Below are 17,584 nucleotides of genomic sequence, written 5' to 3' on the forward strand. Positions count from 1 at the left end.
ACGACGATATGAGCTTCCTGAAAAACCTGCTGCCCGCGCGCGCGCCGCGCGTGCTGGATGCCAGCGGGTTCGCCCAGGCGTATGCCCGGGCCGCCCACGCGCTGTTCCCCGATGGCGGCATCGGCATCGATCCCGAAGTGAATGGCGACACCGTGCAGGTCCGCTGGACCCTGCCGGACGGCGCCCGGGCCGTGCAGTCGCTGGGCAATGCCTACGCTGCGTACGTCAAGGCGCCCGCCGACATGGACGCCATCATCGCGGCACACCTGGATGCCGCTCCCGCGGGGGCCAAGCCGGACGCCGCGACGCGGCGCGCCGCCATCCTGCCCGTGGTCAAAACGCGTATGTGGCTGGCCGCCAGCACGAAGCAACTGCAGGCGGCAGGCGTACAGGATCAAGACCGCTTCCTGTCGGAGCCGCTGACCAACGAGCTGCTCACCGTCTACGTGGAAGACCGTCCCGACGCCATGAGCTACGTCGCGCCGGACCACTTGGCCGATATGGGCGTGCAGCGTTCGGACCTGCGGCCGCTCGCGCTGGAAAACCTGCGCCGAATGCTGCCGCAGATCACCATCGAGGGCGGGGATGGCTGCTACGGCGTGCGCCTGGACGGCAACTACGACGCCAGCATGGTGTTCCTGACGAACGACTGGCGCGACCGCGTACAGATCGAGGGCGACCCCGTCGTAGCCCTGCCGGCGCGCGAGGAATTGCTGGTATGCGGCGGCGCGGACCGTGAAGGGCAGCGCAGGCTGCGCGAAATCGCGGCGCTGGTCATGGCGCGGTCGCCCTATGGCCTGTCCGCGCTGCTGTACACATGGCGCGACGGCGCGCTGGTGCCTTACGAGGATTGAAGCGCGGCTTGTGCTGAGCCCTTGGAACCTGGGAACGGCCGGCGGAACTACGTGTTTCCGTACCGACGGTCATAACCCAGGAGATTCCATGTACAGCGTCCGCTCCATTTCAGGCATCGACGTCACTTCAGCGCCTGCAACGCTCCAGGTGCAGGACGCCGGCCCCCACGCGCAGCCGGCATCCGACCACGGTCGGCCCACGCCGCGCGACACGCCAACCGGTGCAGGGGGCGCCATGCCGGACAGATCCGACGAGCGATCCGACGCCATGCGCACGGCTTCGCTGTACCGTGCCGCTCCTCCTGACTTGGGCCACATGCCGGCACGGGTTCGCCGCAGCGCCGGCGACGCGATTGCGCCGCACGCTTCGCGGGCCAACGACGCCATTGCCGAGCTCTTGGCACCGCTCACGGCGGCCACGCGGCCGGACGGGCCGCCCACATGGCAACCTGTGCCGCGACTGGCGGAATCGCTGGACGCGCTTTACCGGTACGCGAGCCACGCAGCCGACCCCGACAAGGTCGCCCTACGGTCGGCGGTGGCCGACATGCTTACCGGCGCGCGACATCACCGCAAGAAAGACGTCGATTTATTGAGCACGGTGATCGACGGCGCCATAGCGGGCCATGATCCTTCTCAGATGCTGGGTAGCATCGCCGAGCGCAGCTTGAACCTGCCCAACTTCAAGATACGCCCGGACGACCAGCCGGAGCCGCCGGAGCGGCATTTCACCAGCACGTTGCTGCCCTTTGCCGCGGCCGCGTACGACTATGGCCCCTTGGGCAGAACCCTGCTGCTGGAGGGCGCACGCGCGCGCTTCGCCGGCCCGAGCCAGGCACAGCGCGTCGAAAAACTGCAAGAAGCCATGTTCGCCCTGCCCAATCCGCCCGCATCGGATGAGCCGCTGGAATCCATGGTCGACATATGGGGCGCGCTGCGCGACCGCGGAATCGACGTATAGGAAGGCTCGACGAGCAGCAGGTCGCCCCTTTCGCGAAACCCGCGACCGGCCCGTGGGTCGCGGGTTTCGCACCTCAAGCGCGCCGGACCGCTGGCAAAGGACCGCCCCGCCGCATGGCCCGCTCATCCGGCGGCCGGCAGCAGCATGATCAGTTTCAGGTCGGCATGCGTGGCCAGGCGGAAAGTCACCTGCTCGAACCGCAACAGCCCCTTGCTGGGGTGATGGAATTCGCGCAGGCCGCCTTCTCGCTCGACGACGGCATGGCGGGTCCACCAGTATGCGAAGGCCGGGCTGTCGCGCAGCAAGGTATCCACCAGCAGCCGCACGTCCGGCTCATCCAGATGGGCGCCGGCGTCGGCGCGGAATTCCGCCACCACGCGGCGCGCGCGCTGCTCCCAGTCGACGACCAGCGTGCGCGCGGCGGGATCCAGGAAGATATAGCGCAGCAGGTTGGGCGCAGGATCCACGGCCGGCCAGTCGTCGAACAATTCCTGCATGGCGCTGTTGCGCGCCATGATGTTCCAGGCCCGATCCAGCACATACGCCGGCGCTCCGATGGCGTCCACGCAATTGGACAGCAGGCCGGATACGCCTACCGGGGCGTCGCGGGGGTGATGCGGATCGGCGCACTCGGCCAGCTCGAAGAGGTAAGCCCGTTCGGCGCGACCCAGTTGCAGGACGCCGGCAATGCGCGCCCATACCGAGGGCGATACCGAGACCTCGCGTCCCTGCTCGATCCAGGTGTACCAGGTGACGCTGATCCCGCACAGTTGCGCCACCTCTTCGCGGCGCAGGCCCGGGGTGCGGCGGCGCAGGCCGGCGGGCAGCCCAGCCATCTGGGGCGAGATGCGGGCGCGCGCATTGCGCACGAAATCGCCCAAGGCGCGACGGCGCAAAGTCGCGCCGTCGGTGGAGGCGGACGCAGCAGAATCGGCGGTCATACCAGGATATGCGCGGTTCAGTACGCGGATAAAGGAACACGCCCATCTTACCTGCACGCGCGCATGGCCGTATCCGGTTCGGCCGGACGCGCCCGCTCCGACGATCGACTCCAACAGGCCGGTGCCTCGGACCCACGTCCCTTGCGTGGCGCGGGCGCGATGCATCAGGAAGCTGGGAAGCGGCGGGCGCCTGGCGGGTCGGCGCCCTTCCCTCCGGCTGCCGCGTTTCCGGCTCAGGCCGGCTTTGCTGCGTCGTAGCCGGGGCTCTGCAGGTCGTGATAGCGGTACTTGCGGCGCGCCTCGTCCATGCGCATGCCCCCGCGGATCGCGTCGCGCAGTTCGCGCTCCTGCCGCGCGATATGCTCGGCCACATCCAGCAGTTCGTTCTCGCGCACCTTCGGCAGGACCACGACCCCGTCGGCATCGCCGCGCACGATGTCGCCCGGATGCACCACCACGCCGCCGATGATCACCGGTACCTCCAGGGCCTTGAGCTGGATGCGGCCCTTGCCGGTGCGCATCCAGGTGTCATGGCTGAAGATCGGATAGCCGAGCTCGCGGCACAGCGCGACGTCACGGTTGTTGCCGTCGATGACCGTGCCGGCCGCGCCGCGGTGGAAGGCCAGCTCCGTAAGGATATTGCCCCACGTCCCCATGTCATCCCGGCCACGGTTGTCGATGACAACGACGCGTCCCGGCGGAACGTCGTCCATATATTCGCCGACATTCCCGGTTTCGATGGTGGTAGGTTCGTACAGCACCGTGTAGGCCCGCCCGGTCAGCCGGAACGACGGGTCGCAGGGGCGGATCTTGTAGCACTGCCCCACGATGGACAGGCGGTCCAGCGCATCGCTCAGCGCGGCGCAGTCCAGCTTGGACGCCCGTACGACATTGGCGTCCTTGGTATCGATATTCATGCATTGCTCCTTGGGCGGAACCCCACCGGGTCCGCTATTCCACCGTGATGCCGGCCTTGCGTATGACCGGCTGCCAGTAATCGATGTCCTTGGCGACCTGGGCATCCAGCTGGGCCGGCGCCAGATACCACGCCTGGACGCCGGCCGCGGCCAGCGCCTCCTTCACCTTGGACGTTTGCAGCGCCTTCTGCGCGGCCTCGGTCAGCGCGGAGACGGCGTCCGGCGGGGTGCCGGCGGGCGCGAACAGGGCGACCCAGGCTTCCAGCTCGAAGCCGGGGAAGCCCGCTTCGGCCGTGGTCGGCACATCGGGCAGCATGGGGATGCGCGACTGGGCGGCGACGGCCAGCGGACGCAGGCGGCCGCTGGTGACGAAACCGGCCAGCGAAGGCGGCGTGGCCACGGTCATCTGCACATTGCCGGCCAGCACGTCCTGCACCGCGGGACCCGCGCCCTTGTAGGGCACGTGGGTGATCTGGATATTCAGCTTCTGCTTGAAAAGCTCCATGCCGATATGCGGGACCGATCCATTGCCCGACGTCGCGTAGTTGAGCTCATTGGGATGGGCGCGGGCATAGTCCACCAGTTCCTTCAGCGTATGGACGGGCAGCTTGGGATTGACGGCGATGACGTGAGGCGAGGACACCAGCATCGCGATCGGCGCGAAGTCCTTGCGGGGATCCCAATCCAGCTTCTTGAACATGACCGGGTTGCCGACATGGAACATCGAATAGCCGGCCAGGACGGTGTAGCCATCGGCGGCCGAGCGCGCCACATAGGAAGCCGCGATATTGCCGCTGGCCCCGGGCCGGTTCTCGACAATGATGGACTGTTTCAGCGTTTCGGCCATCGGCGGCGTAATTATCCGGACGACCTGGTCGATAATGCCGCCGGGAGGCACTGGCACCACGACCCGGATCGGGCGGTCCGGATAGGCGGCATGGCTGGCGTTGCCAAGCAGGGCGATGGCCAGTAAGGCCGCCAGGAACGGTCGTTTCATTGAGTCTCCTCGGTCAGTTGTAATAATAATTTGTACTGCTTTCGTAATTATGAAGACCAAGTCTAAAATTATCAACATGGAGCAAAAGGCCCAACCCGCGGTCAACACGCCCGAACGCATCCGGGGGCTGATCGAGCAGGACATCGCGGCGGGCGTGCTGGCGCCCGGCGTGCCGCTCGACGAGAACGCCCTGGCCGCGCGGTTCGAGGTATCGCGGACCCCCGTGCGGGAGGCGCTGCTCATGCTGGCCGCGCGAAAGCTGGTGACCATCGTTCCGCGGGCGGGAACCTTCGTCTACAAGCCAGGGCCGGCCGAACTCATCGCGCTGCTGGAATATTTGGGCGAACTGGAGGGCGTGGCCGCACGGCTGGCGGCGCAGCGCATGAGCGCCGCCCAGCGCGAGCAGCTCGCGGCCCTGCACCAGGAAGCCGCCGCGCTGGCGCAGGCGGGCGACCAGCCGCAATACGAGGCCGCCAATGCCCGCCTGCACGAGCTCATCATCCAGGGCAGCGGCAACGCCATCGTGCGCGACGAGATCGAGGACGCTCGGCGCCGGCTGGCCAATTTCAGGCGCCACGTATTCGACCAGCCGGGCCGGCTGATGACGTCCTGCGCCGAGCACGAGCCCATCGTCCGCGCGGTGTGCGCGGGCGACGGCGAAGGCGCCGCGCGGGCGATGCGCGACCACATCATAGGCAAGGGCAAGGCCTTTGCGGATCTGGTCCTGGCCAACGCGCCATGAATACACGGCTTTTCATCGCGCTGCTGCTGCCGCCCCTGCTCTGGGGCAGCAACGCCATCGTGGGCAAGATGGCCGCCGGCTCCATCCCGCCCGTGACCTTGAACGTACTGCGCTGGACCATGGCGCTGCTGGTGCTCGCGCCCTTCATCGCCCGCCGCGTGCTGCGCCACCGTGACGCCATCCGGTCGGAATGGCGGACGATCGCCGTCGGCGGCCTGTGGGGCATCGCCTGCTATAACGCCCTGCAGTACCTGGCCCTGACCACCTCGGATCCGATCAACACGTCCTTGATCGGCGCCTCGGCGCCCGTCTTCATTCTTCTGTTGGGCCGCCTGCTGTTCCAGGCGCCGATCAACGCCCGCAGCGCCATCGGCGCGGCGCTGTCCGTGGCGGGCGTCGCGTGGGTCATGCTGCGCGGCAGCCCGGGCAGCCTGGGCGCAGTCCATTTCGTGCCTGGCGATCTCTTCATGCTGGCCGGGACCTGTGCGTGGAGCCTGTACACCTGGCTGCTGAAGCGCCGCCCTTCGCGGCTGCCGGCCGACGTGCTGCTCTGCGTCCAGATCGCCGCGGGCCTGCTCTGGAGCCTGCCGCTGCTACTGGCCGAACATGCCTGGGGGAACTACGCTCCCATCGCGTTCAACGCGCAAACCCTGGCCATCGTCGCCTATATCGGCGTGTTCCCGTCGCTGGTGGCGTTCTTCTGCTGGCAGACGGCGGTTTCCCGCACCAATCCGCAATTGCCCATCTTCTTCATGAACCTGACGCCGATCTTCACCGTGCTGCTATCGGTGCTGCTGCTGGCCGAAGCGCCGCGCCCCTACCATGCGGTCGGACTGGCGATGATCCTGGCGGGCATCTACCTGGCGCAACGCGGGAGCGCCCGGCCCGCCCGTCGGGCCGGCTGAACGGGGAGCCGGGCGCACAAGGCGGCTGGATGGGACAAGCGGCGGGTGCCAAGGCTGGGTAGTGACAGACAGGCAGCCCGCCGCCGCGTGCTTTCCGGCCCCCTAGCCCAGCACGGGCCCCAGCGTGCGGCGCACGTCCTGCTCGCTGCGGCCGCTGCGTGCGATGTAGTCCTTCAACTGGTCCTCGCCGATGGTGCCCACGTTGAAGTACTGCGAATCGGGATGGCTGATGTAGAAGCCGCACACGCTCGACGCCGGGAACATGGCATAGCTTTCCGTCAGCTCGATGCCCACCTCGGCCGCGTCGAGTGTCTGGAACATATCCTGCTTGACCACATGTTCGGGGCAGGCCGGATAGCCGGGCGCGGGGCGTATGCCGGCATATTTCTCGGCGATCAGGGCCTGGTTGTCCAAGGTTTCGTCGGCCGCATAGCCCCACAGGTCGCGCCGCACGCGGGCATGCAGGCATTCGGCATAGGCTTCCGCCAGGCGGTCCGCCAGGGCCTTTAGCATGATGCTGGAATAGTCGTCGTGGGCCGCCTGGAACTCGGCTTCCTTCTTCTCGATACCGAGTCCGGCGGTGACGGCGAACACGCCGATATAGTCCACCACGCCGCTGTCCCTGGGGGCGATGTAGTCGGCCAGGCACTTGTTGCTGACGCCCTCGCGCTTGGCCCCCTGCTGGCGCAGGTTGCGCCATGTGAACAGCACGCGCTCCCGGGTTTCGTCGGCGTAGACTTCGATGTCTTCTTCATTGACGCGGTTGGCCGGATAAAAGGCCACCACGCCGTTGGCAGACAGCCACCGGCCCTCGACGATGCGCTTGAGCATGGCCTGGGCATCGGCGTACACCTTGCGCGCCTGCTCGCCCACCACCTTGTCGTCCAGGATGGCCGGGAACTGGCCGAACAGGCTCCAGGTCTGGAAGAACGGCGTCCAATCGATGTAGGTGGCGATCTCGGCAAGGTCGTAGTGCTTGAATGTGCGCCGGCCGATGTACTTGGGACGCGGGGGCACATAGGATGACCAGTCGATGGCCGGCCGCGCGGCACGCGCGTCGGCCAGGGACACGAGCGGCGCGGCCTTGCGGTTCGCATGGCGCCGCCGCACATCTTCGTACTCCTGCTTGATGTCGGCGACGAAGGCGTCGGCCTGGTCGGACACCAGGTTGGTGGCCACGCCCACCGCGCGGCTGGCGTCCGGGGTGTAGACCACCGGCCCCTCATAGTTGGGCGCGATCTTCACGGCCGTATGCACGCGGCTGGTGGTGGCCCCACCTATCATCAGCGGGACCTTGCGGTCGCGGAAATACGGGTCGCGCTGCATTTCCGAGGCGACGTAGGCCATTTCTTCCAGGCTGGGCGTAATCAGCCCGGACAGGCCGACGATGTCGGCCTTTTCTTCCTTCGCCTTCTCCAGGATCTGGGCGCAGGGCACCATCACGCCCATGTTGACGACTTCGAAGTTATTGCACTGGAGCACCACCGACACAATGTTCTTGCCGATGTCATGGACGTCGCCCTTGACCGTGGCGATGACCATCTTGCCCTTGGCGCGAACATCGCCGCCCGCGGCGGCGATCTGCCGCTTTTCCTCTTCGATATAGGGCACAAGGTGGGCCACCGCCTGCTTCATCACGCGGGCGGACTTCACTACCTGCGGCAGGAACATCTTGCCCTCGCCGAACAGGTCGCCCACGATGTTCATGCCGTCCATCAGGGGGCCTTCGATTACCTCGATCGGCCGGCCGCCGCGATCGGCGATCTGCTGGCGCACGGTCTCCGTGTCCTCGACGATAAAGGTGGTGATGCCGTGCACCAGCGCATGCGCCAGCCGCTGTTCCACCGGCCACGCGCGCCAGGCCAGGTCCTCTTCCCTGCGCGCGCCCGAGCCCTTTACCGTTTCGGCGAACTGCACCAGGCGTTCGGTCGGCGTGCGCTCGTCATCGGCATCGGTCTTGCCCACGGGTTCCGCTCGGTCCAGCACCACGTCCTCGACCAGGTCGCGCAGGCGCGGCTCAAGGTCGGCGTAGACGCCCAACTGGCCGGCATTGACGATGCCCATCGTCAGTCCTTCGCGAATGGCGTAGTACAGGAAGACCGTATGGATGGCTTCGCGCATGGGCTCGTTGCCGCGGAACGAGAAACTGACATTCGAGATGCCGCCGGAAATGCGCGCGTGGGGAAGGTTCTTGCGGATCCACGCCGTACCTTCGATGAAGTCCACCGCGTAGCGGTTGTGTTCCTCGATGCCGGTGGCGATCGCGAACACATTGGGATCGAAGATGATGTCCTCGGGGCTGAAGCCTTCCTGCTTGACCAGCAGGTCGTAGGCGCGCGCGCAGATTTCCTTGCGGCGCTCCAGCGAATCGGCCTGGCCCTGTTCGTCGAAGGCCATGACCACCATGGCCGCGCCGTAGCGGCGGCACAGGCGCGCATGATGCAGGAAAGCCTCCACCCCCTCCTTCATGGAGATGGAGTTGACCACGGGCTTGCCTTGCACGCATTTGAGGCCGGCCTCGATGACTTCCCATTTGGAACTGTCGATCATCACCGGCACGCGCGCGATGTCGGGTTCGGACGCGATCAGGTTCAGGAAACGCGTCATGCAGGCCACCGAATCCAGCATGGCCTCGTCCATGTTGATGTCGATGATCTGCGCGCCGTTCTCCACCTGCTGGCGCGCGACGGTCAGCGCCTCGTCGTACTTTTCCTCGCGAATCAGGCGCGCGAACATCTTGCTGCCCGTCACGTTGGTGCGCTCGCCCACGTTGACGAATAGCGTTTCCTCGTCGATGTTCAGCGGCTCCAGGCCGGACAGGCGCGTCTTGACCGGTACCTCCGGCACCACGCGGGGGGACAGCGTGGCCACTTTGGCGGCGATGGCGCGGATATGGTCCGGCGTCGTGCCACAGCAGCCGCCCGCCATGTTGACCAGGCCTGCGCGCGCGAACTCCTCCAGCAGGGACGAGGTATCGTCGGGCGTTTCGTCGAAGCCCGTGTCGCTCATGGGATTGGGCAGGCCGGCGTTCGGATACACGCACACATAGGTGTCGCAGATCTTGGAAAGCTCCGCAACATAGGGGCGCATCAGCGCCGCGCCCAGCGCGCAGTTCAGGCCGATGGTGACGGGACGCGCATGGCGCACCGAATTCCAGAAGGCCTCGACCGTCTGGCCCGACAGGATGCGTCCGGAGGCGTCGGTCACCGTGCCGGAGATCATGACGGGCAGCCGCACCGAACGCTGCTCGAAGACCTGCTCGACCGCGAAGATGGCCGCCTTGGCGTTCAGCGTATCGAAGATCGTTTCGATCAGGACCAGGTCGATGCCGCCGTCGAGCAGGCCGTTCAACTGCTCGACATAGGCATCGCGCAGTTCGTCGAACGTGACATTGCGCGCGCCCGGATCGTTGACATCCGGGGAGATCGACGCGGTCTTCGGTTGCGGCCCCAGCGCCCCGGCGACGAAACGCGGCCGTTCGGGCGTGCTGTACGCATCACAGGCCTCGCGCGCGAGCCGCGCCGAGGCAAGGTTCAGCTCATAGGCCAGCTCCGGCAGTTCGTAGTCGCCCTGCGCAATGGACGTCGCGCCGAAGGTGTTGGTTTCGATGACGTCCGCGCCCGCCTCCAGGTACTGCCGGTGGATCTCGGCGATGACCTGCGGACGGGTCAGCGACAGCAGCTCGTTGTCGCCCTTCAGGTCCTTGCCATGCTCGACGAAGCGTTCGCCGCGGAAATCTGCTTCGGACAGCTTGTAGCGCTGGATCATCGTACCCATCGCCCCGTCCAGGATCAGGATGCGGCGCTCCAGGGCACGGACGAAGTCGGCACCATGGGTGTACGAAGACAAGGGATAGGGCAAGGCGGGGTAAGACGACACGGGGCGATCCTGCATCAGTGGCGGCGGGGCGAAGCGCCTGGGCAATCCTGAATGGTAACAAAGCACACAGGCAAAAAGGCCCGTGATACATTCCGCCCCCTCGAATCGGTGCTTTCAGCGCATCCGCGCGGTGAAAGGTAAACGGGAAACAGGAAAGGATCCAGGCGGCGGCCCGCGTAGCGGCTGCCGGCTCCTCGGCCTGTGCTGCCCCCGCAACGGTCCTCATGCTGCCGGCCATCCGGCCGGACAGCATGACAGCCCGATACCGGCCGGTTCGCCCGGGGAAGACGCGCACCGCGACAAGGCCGCAGAGCCATCGCATGCCGGCTTCCGGTTTCCGTGAACGACGTGCGGGGTCGCGCGTCCCGACGAGGTCTCGTTATGAAGCCCCCTTTCACCCGGCAATGCGCCGGGCTGCTCGCCTGCCTGGCTCCGATATGGGCCGGCGCCCAACAAAACCCGGCCAGTACCGGCGCAACGCCCGTTTCCCAGCTCGACACCGTGGTCGTCACGGCCAGCCGCACGCCGCAGGTCGCGCGCGATGTGCTGGGCGACGTCAGCGTCATCGACCGCGAGACACTGGAGAGCGCCGGGCAAAGCAGCCTGGCGGAAGTCCTGTCCCGCACGCACGGCATCGAGTACGCCAACAACGGCGGGCCGCAGACCGTCACCAGCCTGTTCATGCGGGGCGCCAACAGCAACCAGACCCTGGTGCTGGTGGACGGACAGCGCATCAACAACGCCACCAATGGCCTGGCGGCCCTGAACGCCATTCCGGCCGGCAGCATCGACCACATCGAAATCGTGCGCGGCGCGGCCAGCAGCCTGTATGGGGCGGACGCCCTGGGCGGCGTCATCAATATCATCACGCGACGCGACGCCGACAAGCCGCTGTCGGCCTACACCTCCATCGGGGGCGGCACCTACGGCACCAGCAGCTATAGCGCCGGCCTGTCGGGCGCCGCGCAGGGCTGGACCTACAGCCTGTCGAGCAGCTACCAGCAAAGCCATGGCTTCGACGCGACCAACGACAAGAGCTTCCTGCACAACCCGGATCATGACAGCTACTACGAACGCAATGTCGCGGCCTCGCTGGGCTACGAGTGGAAGCCCGGGCAGACGCTGAGCGCGCAGTTCTACGAGACCCACCTGAACGGCGGCTATGACAATGGCATGCCTGCGTTCAACGACCGCTCGATCCAGGACGTACAGGGATTCTCGCTGACCAGCACCAACCGCCTGACGGATGTGTGGCAGAGCACGCTGCGCGTCGGCAGCACGCTGGACAAGAACCGTTCGGAAAACGCCCCGGGCGATGAACTGTTCGGCTCCAGCCCGGATGGCAAGACCACCTTCCGCACCCGCCAGGACCAGTTGCTGTGGCAGAACGACCTGCAACTGGCGACCGGGCAGAAAGTGACCCTGGCCTATGAGCACCTGGAACAGCGCGTGGACGGGGACATTCCGAACTTCAACGACTTCCCGGTGTCGTTCGGGAACTTCACCCAGACCCGCCGGCACGTGAATTCCTTCACCGGCGTCTACCTGGCGGATTTCGGCGCGCACCACCTGCAAGCCAGCCTGCGCAACGACGACAATTCCCAGTTCGGTAACCACACCACCGGCGGGTTGAGCTACGGCTACGACATCACGCGCAGGATCCGCGCCACGGTGGGCGCCAGCACGGGCTTCCGCGCGCCGGACTTCAATGAACTGTATTGGCCCAACGACGGCTTTTTCGTCGGCAATCCCGATCTGCGGCCGGAAACGTCGCGCAATGTCGAGGCCAGCCTGCGCTACCTGGACGACGACAGCGAGTTCGGCATCACGTACTACCGCAACAAGGTCAAGAACCTGATCGTCAACCAGGCGGTGGACCCGGCGGACCCCTTCAGCGCCTTCCAACCCTACAACGTGTCCCATGCCCTGCTGGAAGGGGTTACCTTTACGGGCATGAAGAAGTTCGGCAACACCCGCCTGCGCGCCAGCCTGGACCTGAGCGACCCGCGCAACACGGACGAGGACAAGCGGCTGCCGCAGCGGGCGAAGAAGGTGCTGCGGCTGTCCGGCGACCATCGGCTGGGCGACTTGCTGCTCGGCGCCGAATGGTACGTCAGCGGGGATCGCGTCGATGCGTTGACCGGCGACCGGCTGGGCGGCTACGGGCTGCTCAACCTGCTGGCTTCCTATGACCTGACGCGCAACCTGCAGGTGCAACTGCGCTGGAACAACGTGCTGGACAAGCAGTACACCCTGGTACAGGGCTACAACACGCCGGGCTCGAACGCCTTCGTGAACCTGACCTGGCGCATGTGAAGCGAACGGACTGGCGGCACGGCATGCGGACTTGGCGCAAGGCGATCCCGGCAGCGAACACGGCGCTGACCGCCGTCGCGGTGACGGTGGCGAAGGCCACGGCCACGGCGATGGTGTTCGCCGCCGCGGCCGCCTTGGGTTTCACGGCCGCGACCGCGCGCGCGGCAGCCGCCGCCGGCACGGCCCCCACCCTCCTTTCCGTACAGGACGACCAGGGCCGCACGGTGCGCCTGCCCCATCCCGCCGCGCGTGCCATCTCCTTGGCTCCGCACGCCACCGAACTGGTCTACGCGGCCGGCGCCGGCGACCGGCTGGCCGGCGTGGCACGCGGCAGCGATTACCCGTCCCAGGCGCGCACCCTGCCGTCCATAGGCGACGCGCTGGAACCCGATGCCGAACGCGTCGTGGCGCTCAAGCCCGACCTGGTCATCGCCTGGTTGCCCGGCGGCGCGGCACCGCTGCTGCCCGTGTTGCGCAACCTGGATGTGCCGGTGTTCTACAGCGATCCGCAGACGCTGCGCGACATTCCCGCCGCCCTGGAAAAAATGGGCGTGCTGTTCGGCACGAGTGACGTCGCCGCGCCCGCGGCTGCGGCCCTGCGCGCCCGCATCGATGCGCTGGCGCGGCGCTACGCCGGCCGCAAGCCGGTGCGGGTGTTCATCCAGGCCGGGCGCGAGCCGCTGTATACGTTGAACGGCCGCAGCATCGTCAGCGACGCGCTGCGACTGTGCGGTGGTGTCAATGTTTTCGCCGACGCCGCCGTCACCGCGCCCCAGGTATCGGCCGAGGCCGTGCTGGCCGCGCGTCCCGACGCCATCGTGGCCGGCAGCGGCAGCGCGCAGAGCCTGCAAGCAACCCTCTCGACCTGGCGCGGGTACGCGCTGCCGGCGGCGCTCGCGGGCCACGTCTTCGGCATCGATGCCGACGCCCTGTATCGCCCCGGGCCGCGGCTGATCGCCGCCACGGAAGCGCTGTGCGAGGCGCTGGATCGGACCCGCTGAGCCGCCCTGCGCGCCGCGCTGCTTTATGATGACGGGATTCGTCCCGCGCCATCCGGGCGCGCGGTCACCTTCCGCTGCTTTCGCCATGCCATCCCAAGACACCCTCACCGTCGCCGGCCGCACTTTCCGGTCGCGCCTGCTGGTCGGTACCGGCAAGTACCAGGACTTCGAACAGACGCGCCAGGCGCTGGACGCCAGCGGCTGCGAAATCGTCACGGTCGCCATCCGCCGCGTGAACCTGGGCCAGAACGCCAACGAGCCCAGCCTGCTGGACTTCGTGCCGACGTCGCGCTTCACCTATCTGCCCAATACCGCCGGCTGCTACAACGCCGAGGAAGCCGTGCGTACCTTGCGGCTGGCGCGCGAGCTGCTGGACGGCCACGATCTGGTCAAGCTCGAAGTGCTGGGCGACCCGCACACGCTGTTTCCCAACATGCCGGAGACCCTCAAGGCCACGGAGACGCTGGTCAAAGAGGGCTTCAAGGTCATGGTCTACTGCACCGACGATCCGATCCAGGCGCGCATGCTGGAAGACCTGGGCGCGGTGGCCGTCATGCCGCTGGCCTCGCTGATCGGCTCGGGCATGGGCATCCTGAATCCCTGGAACCTGCGCCTCATCATCGACCAGGCGCGCGTGCCGGTGCTCGTCGACGCCGGCGTGGGCACGGCGTCGGATGCCGCGATCGCGATGGAGCTGGGCTGCGACGGCGTACTGATGAACACCGCCATCGCCGGCGCCAAAAATCCCGTCCTGATGGCCAGCGCCATGAAAAAAGCCGTGGAGGCCGGCCGCGAAGCCTTCCTGGCCGGCCGCATGCCCCGCAAGCTCTACAGCGCCTCGCCGTCATCGCCGGTGGAAGGCGTGGTGCGATGATCCCCAACGCGCTCTCCATCGCCGGCGTCGACCCCTCCGGGGGTGCCGGCGTATTGGCCGATGTGAAAGCCATGAGCGCCCTGGGCGCCTACGGTTGCGCGGTGATCGCCGCGCTGACGGCGCAGAACACCCAGGGCGTGATGAGCGTCGCACCGGTGCCGCCGTCTTTCGTCGGGCAGCAGATCGACGCCCTGTTCGCCGACCTGCGCATCGACGCGGTCAAGATCGGCATGCTGGGCCAGCAGCCCGTGATCCAGGTGGTGGCCGAAAAGCTCGCACGCTGGCAGGCGCCGCATGTGGTGCTGGACCCCGTCATGGTGGCGAAGAGCGGCGACCTGCTGCTGGACCGCGACGCCGTCGGCGTGCTGCGCGAAGCGCTGCTGCCCCAGGCCACGGTGCTGACCCCCAACCTGCCCGAAGCCGGCGTGCTGCTGGAAGAGCGCCCGGTGGAGACGCTGAAGGAAATGCGCCGCGTGGCCGAACGGCTGCGCAACAAGCTGGCGCACAGCGGGCAGCGCTGGGTCATGCTCAAGGGCGGGCACCTGCCGGGCGACGAGACCATAGACCTGCTGCACGACGGCGACCGCATGATCGAACTGCCGGGCGGCCGCATCGACACGCGCAACACGCACGGCACCGGCTGCACCCTATCGGCCGCCCTGGCCGCGCTGATACCCCAGACCGGCGACGTCCCCGAAGCCGCGCGGCGCGCCAAGGCCTATCTCACCGAAGCCATCCGCCACGCCGACCGCCTGGAGGTCGGCAAGGGCCACGGTCCGGTCCACCATTTCCACGCGTGGTGGTAGGCGGGCGGCGCGGCGGTACAATCCCGCGTTGCCCCCTGAACTCTTCTTTGCTGCTGTCATGAACGCCTCCACTTTGCCCGACGTCGAAAAAGCCCGCTTCAACATGGTGGAACAGCAGATCCGCCCCTGGGAGGTGCTGGACGAAAAGGTGCTGGCCGCCCTCTTCAAGGTGCGCCGCGAGCAATTCGTGCCGCCGGCGCTGCGGTCGCTGGCGTTCTCGGACCTGGAAATCCCGCTGGAAATCAATGCGGTGGACACCCGGGAAACCATGCTGGCGCCCAAGGTGGAAGCCCGCCTGACGCAGGAGCTGCTGCTGGCGCCCAGCGACGCCGTGCTGGAGATCGGCACCGGTTCGGGCTACCAGGCCGCCCTGCTGGGCGCCCTGGCGCAGCAGGTCACGACGGTGGAGATCGACAGCCGCCTGGCCGCCTTCGCCCAGCAGAACCTGCAGATGAACAACGTCGGCAACGTCAAGGTGGAAACCGGCGACGGGCGCAATGGCTGGGGCACCACCGAATACGACGCCATTCTGCTTACCGGTTCGGTGCCGGTCGTTCCCGACGGCCTGAAATACCAGTTGCGCATCGGCGGACGGCTGGTCGTGGTGGTCGGCACGGCGCCCATCATGACGGCCTGTCGCATCACGCGGACCACGGCGGCCAGTTTCGAGACCGTCAACCTGTTCGAAACGGTCATCAAGCCGCTGCGCGGCGCGACCGTGTCGCAGTTCAAGTTCTAGGCGTTTGCCTCGACGGCGTGGGCGGCCGGGTGCCGCCCCACCGGCCGCGACCCAGGCGCGCCAGGCCGGACGCCACCCGCCGCCGCGCGGCGCGTCAACCGCCCTGCCGGATCTTGCGCACCAGTGCGGTGGTCGAGCGCGAGAACGCGAAGGGCACCGCCACGGCGCGGCCTCCCCAGCTCTTCACCAGGGCGGTTTCCGGCAGTTTTTCCATGTCGTAGTCGCCGCCTTTCACGATCACGTCGGGGCGCAACAGCGCGATCAGCGCTTCCGGCGTGTCCTCGTCGAAGGTCGTGACGGCGTCCACGCATGCCAGCGCGGCCAGCAGCGCCGCACGGTCTTCCTGGCTATTGAGCGGCCGATCCGGACCCTTGCCCAGGCGACGGGCCGACGCATCCGTATTGACGGCGACGACCAGCGCGGCGCCCAGTTGCGCGCTTTCGTCCAGGTAGGTCACATGTCCGCGATGCAGGATGTCGAACACCCCGTTGGTGAATACCAGCGGACGCGGCAGCCGGCCGCCGGCGACGGCGTCCAGGCACTGCCGGGGCGTAAGGATCTTGGATTCGAAACGGGCGGTCATGCCGGCATTCTACGAGAGCGCCGGCGCGTTGGGCCGCTGCACCGCATTGGCCATGGTGCCGTGGGCCTCTTCGATGGCGGCGCCGCCCATGGCGGCCAGCGCCTCCTTGCGGTAGCGGTTCAGGTCCTTGACGGAGTCGAAGCTGCGGTCCAGCAGCCGGGACAGGATATGCAGGATGCGGTCGCCCACTTTCTTCTCCCACATGCCGTCGAAGCGGATCTGCGTGTCCAGCCAGCGTTCCAGCCAGCCTGGTTCCGGCAGGCGGCATTGGATGGTGTCATTGGGGAACAGCGCCTTGTTGACGTGCAGGTTGGTGGGATGCAGGGCCTGGGCGGTGCGGCCCGCCGAGGCCATCAGCATCCCGATCTTGGAGAAGGCGAGCTTGGCCTGCGCCTGTATGGCTTCGCCGCGCTCGAACAGGGCGCGGCGCATGTACTGCAGGTAAGCGCCGGCATGGCGCGCCTCGTCCTGCGAGATGGTCTTGTAGATGGCGCGGATGACCGGCTCGGTATGCCAGTCCGCGGCGCAGCGGTACCAGTGGTTCAGGCGGACTTCACCGCAGAAATGCAGCATGAGGGTTTCCAGCGCCGGCGCGGGATCGAACTCGAAGCGCACCTTGTGCAGCTCTTCCTCGGTGGGCATCAGGTCCGGGCGGAAGCGGCGCAGGTACTCGATGAGCACCAGCGAATGCTTCTGCTCCTCGAAGAACCACACCGACATGAAGGCGGAGAAATCGCTGTCGCCGTGGTTGTCGCGCAGGAACATTTCCGTCGCGGGCAGGGCTGCCCATTCGGTGATGGCGTTCATCTTGATGGTCCGCGCCTGCTCATCGGACAGCTTGGCGCCATCGAAGTCATCCCACGGAATATCGGTCGACATATTCCAGCGCACGGCTTCCATGGATTTGAATAGTTGCGGATAAAGCATGGTGTTGGCCCAAAAGTAAGGTGTCCCGCACAGTCGGCCATGGGGTTACATGGCGGCACGGGCGCGCATCGCTTCTGAAATCCGGAATGCGATCGCTGTGGTGAAAGGCAACGGCGGCGGATTCTTACGCCTGGCTTAGTTA

General features: G+C 67.1%; 15 protein-coding genes and 1 riboswitch. Of the genes, 9 read left to right on the forward strand and 6 right to left on the reverse strand.

Annotation, left to right across the window (positions count from 1 at the left end; translation table 11 throughout):
• Positions 1-8 precede the first annotated feature (8 nt).
• Together BAU07_RS23540 and BAU07_RS23545 are read left to right on the forward strand one after the other, a co-directional pair.
• Positions 9-854 (forward strand): DUF1444 domain-containing protein, encoded by an 846-nt coding sequence (locus tag BAU07_RS23540; protein ID WP_066663220.1) that lies wholly within the window; start codon positions 9-11, stop codon positions 852-854.
• 88 nt (positions 855-942) lie between these two features.
• Positions 943-1,815, forward strand: a complete 873-nt coding sequence (locus BAU07_RS23545) for a hypothetical protein (RefSeq protein WP_066663223.1) — start codon at positions 943-945, stop codon at positions 1,813-1,815.
• Between the two features lie 122 nt (positions 1,816-1,937).
• On the opposite strand, the gene BAU07_RS23550 is transcribed toward BAU07_RS23545, so the two are convergent.
• The 3 genes from BAU07_RS23550 to BAU07_RS23560 form a co-directional block, all read right to left on the reverse strand.
• Positions 1,938-2,756, reverse strand: coding sequence for a helix-turn-helix transcriptional regulator (locus tag BAU07_RS23550; RefSeq protein ID WP_066663224.1), 819 nt, complete (start codon positions 2,754-2,756; stop codon positions 1,938-1,940).
• 233 nt (positions 2,757-2,989) lie between these two features.
• Positions 2,990-3,673, reverse strand: a complete 684-nt coding sequence (locus BAU07_RS23555; protein WP_066663226.1) for an RraA family protein — start codon at positions 3,671-3,673, stop codon at positions 2,990-2,992.
• 34 nt (positions 3,674-3,707) lie between these two features.
• A complete protein-coding gene (locus BAU07_RS23560; RefSeq protein WP_066663228.1) occupies positions 3,708-4,670 on the reverse strand; it encodes a Bug family tripartite tricarboxylate transporter substrate binding protein in 963 nt (320 codons plus the stop codon).
• A 49-nt stretch (positions 4,671-4,719) separates the two neighbouring features.
• Here BAU07_RS23560 and BAU07_RS23565 point away from each other — a divergent pair, with 49 nt between their 5' ends.
• Positions 4,720-5,412, forward strand: a complete 693-nt coding sequence (locus BAU07_RS23565; protein WP_232338189.1) for a GntR family transcriptional regulator — start codon at positions 4,720-4,722, stop codon at positions 5,410-5,412.
• Positions 5,409-6,317: a DMT family transporter gene (locus tag BAU07_RS23570; protein WP_066663234.1), complete on the forward strand. Its 909-nt coding sequence runs from the start codon at positions 5,409-5,411 to the stop codon at positions 6,315-6,317. The genes BAU07_RS23565 and BAU07_RS23570 overlap by 4 nt, the downstream gene beginning before the upstream one ends.
• Positions 6,318-6,419: 102 nt before the next feature.
• Here BAU07_RS23570 and metH read toward each other — a convergent pair whose 3' ends face one another.
• Complete coding sequence (gene metH / locus BAU07_RS23575) at positions 6,420-10,211, reverse strand: methionine synthase (RefSeq protein WP_066663236.1); 3,792 nt, start codon at positions 10,209-10,211, stop codon at positions 6,420-6,422.
• Positions 10,212-10,285: 74 nt separating this feature from the next.
• A riboswitch (cobalamin riboswitch) is annotated at positions 10,286-10,484 on the forward strand.
• 93 nt (positions 10,485-10,577) lie between these two features.
• On the opposite strand from metH, the gene BAU07_RS23580 reads away from it, so the two are divergent.
• The 5 genes from BAU07_RS23580 (at position 10,578) to BAU07_RS23600 (ending at position 15,932) form a co-directional block, all read left to right on the forward strand.
• Complete coding sequence (locus BAU07_RS23580) at positions 10,578-12,512, forward strand: TonB-dependent receptor domain-containing protein (protein ID WP_066663238.1); 1,935 nt, start codon at positions 10,578-10,580, stop codon at positions 12,510-12,512.
• Between the two features lie 110 nt (positions 12,513-12,622).
• A complete protein-coding gene (locus tag BAU07_RS23585; protein ID WP_066665674.1) occupies positions 12,623-13,513 on the forward strand; it encodes a cobalamin-binding protein in 891 nt (296 codons plus the stop codon).
• 85 nt (positions 13,514-13,598) lie between these two features.
• A complete protein-coding gene (locus tag BAU07_RS23590) occupies positions 13,599-14,387 on the forward strand; it encodes a thiazole synthase (RefSeq protein ID WP_066665675.1) in 789 nt (262 codons plus the stop codon).
• Positions 14,384-15,193, forward strand: coding sequence for a bifunctional hydroxymethylpyrimidine kinase/phosphomethylpyrimidine kinase (gene thiD, locus BAU07_RS23595; RefSeq protein ID WP_066663241.1), 810 nt, complete (start codon positions 14,384-14,386; stop codon positions 15,191-15,193). The genes BAU07_RS23590 and thiD overlap by 4 nt, the downstream gene beginning before the upstream one ends.
• Positions 15,194-15,251: 58 nt before the next feature.
• Entirely contained in the window at positions 15,252-15,932 is a 681-nt protein-coding gene (locus BAU07_RS23600) for a protein-L-isoaspartate O-methyltransferase family protein (protein ID WP_066663245.1), read from the forward strand.
• A 94-nt stretch (positions 15,933-16,026) separates the two neighbouring features.
• Here the strand turns inward: BAU07_RS23600 and rfaE2 are convergent, their stop codons facing one another.
• Together rfaE2 and BAU07_RS23610 are read right to left on the reverse strand one after the other, a co-directional pair.
• Positions 16,027-16,515 (reverse strand): D-glycero-beta-D-manno-heptose 1-phosphate adenylyltransferase, encoded by a 489-nt coding sequence (gene rfaE2, locus BAU07_RS23605; protein ID WP_066663248.1) that lies wholly within the window; start codon positions 16,513-16,515, stop codon positions 16,027-16,029.
• Between the two features lie 9 nt (positions 16,516-16,524).
• The gene (locus BAU07_RS23610) at positions 16,525-17,442 is read right to left on the reverse strand and encodes a ferritin (RefSeq protein WP_066663251.1); all 918 of its coding nucleotides are present in this window, start codon (positions 17,440-17,442) and stop codon (positions 16,525-16,527) included.
• Positions 17,443-17,584 lie beyond the last annotated feature (142 nt).

This window comes from Bordetella flabilis (genome assembly GCF_001676725.1).
GTDB lineage: Bacteria > Pseudomonadota > Gammaproteobacteria > Burkholderiales > Burkholderiaceae_B > Bordetella_C > Bordetella_C flabilis.

Bases quoted from the DNA above. Each gene is read 5' to 3' on its own strand.
- BAU07_RS23540 (WP_066663220.1), top strand. From the start codon at position 9: ATGAGCTTCCTGAAAAACCTGCTGCCCGCGCGCGCGCCGCGCGTGCTG.
- BAU07_RS23545 (WP_066663223.1), top strand. From the start codon at position 943: ATGTACAGCGTCCGCTCCATTTCAGGCATCGACGTCACTTCAGCGCCT.
- BAU07_RS23550 (WP_066663224.1), bottom strand. From the start codon at position 2,756: ATGACCGCCGATTCTGCTGCGTCCGCCTCCACCGACGGCGCGACTTTG.
- BAU07_RS23555 (WP_066663226.1), bottom strand. From the start codon at position 3,673: ATGAATATCGATACCAAGGACGCCAATGTCGTACGGGCGTCCAAGCTG.
- BAU07_RS23560 (WP_066663228.1), bottom strand. From the start codon at position 4,670: ATGAAACGACCGTTCCTGGCGGCCTTACTGGCCATCGCCCTGCTTGGC.
- BAU07_RS23565 (WP_232338189.1), top strand. From the start codon at position 4,720: ATGAAGACCAAGTCTAAAATTATCAACATGGAGCAAAAGGCCCAACCC.
- BAU07_RS23570 (WP_066663234.1), top strand. From the start codon at position 5,409: ATGAATACACGGCTTTTCATCGCGCTGCTGCTGCCGCCCCTGCTCTGG.
- metH (WP_066663236.1), bottom strand. From the start codon at position 10,211: ATGCAGGATCGCCCCGTGTCGTCTTACCCCGCCTTGCCCTATCCCTTG.
- BAU07_RS23580 (WP_066663238.1), top strand. From the start codon at position 10,578: ATGAAGCCCCCTTTCACCCGGCAATGCGCCGGGCTGCTCGCCTGCCTG.
- BAU07_RS23585 (WP_066665674.1), top strand. From the start codon at position 12,623: ATGGTGTTCGCCGCCGCGGCCGCCTTGGGTTTCACGGCCGCGACCGCG.
- BAU07_RS23590 (WP_066665675.1), top strand. From the start codon at position 13,599: ATGCCATCCCAAGACACCCTCACCGTCGCCGGCCGCACTTTCCGGTCG.
- thiD (WP_066663241.1), top strand. From the start codon at position 14,384: ATGATCCCCAACGCGCTCTCCATCGCCGGCGTCGACCCCTCCGGGGGT.
- BAU07_RS23600 (WP_066663245.1), top strand. From the start codon at position 15,252: ATGAACGCCTCCACTTTGCCCGACGTCGAAAAAGCCCGCTTCAACATG.
- rfaE2 (WP_066663248.1), bottom strand. From the start codon at position 16,515: ATGACCGCCCGTTTCGAATCCAAGATCCTTACGCCCCGGCAGTGCCTG.
- BAU07_RS23610 (WP_066663251.1), bottom strand. From the start codon at position 17,442: ATGCTTTATCCGCAACTATTCAAATCCATGGAAGCCGTGCGCTGGAAT.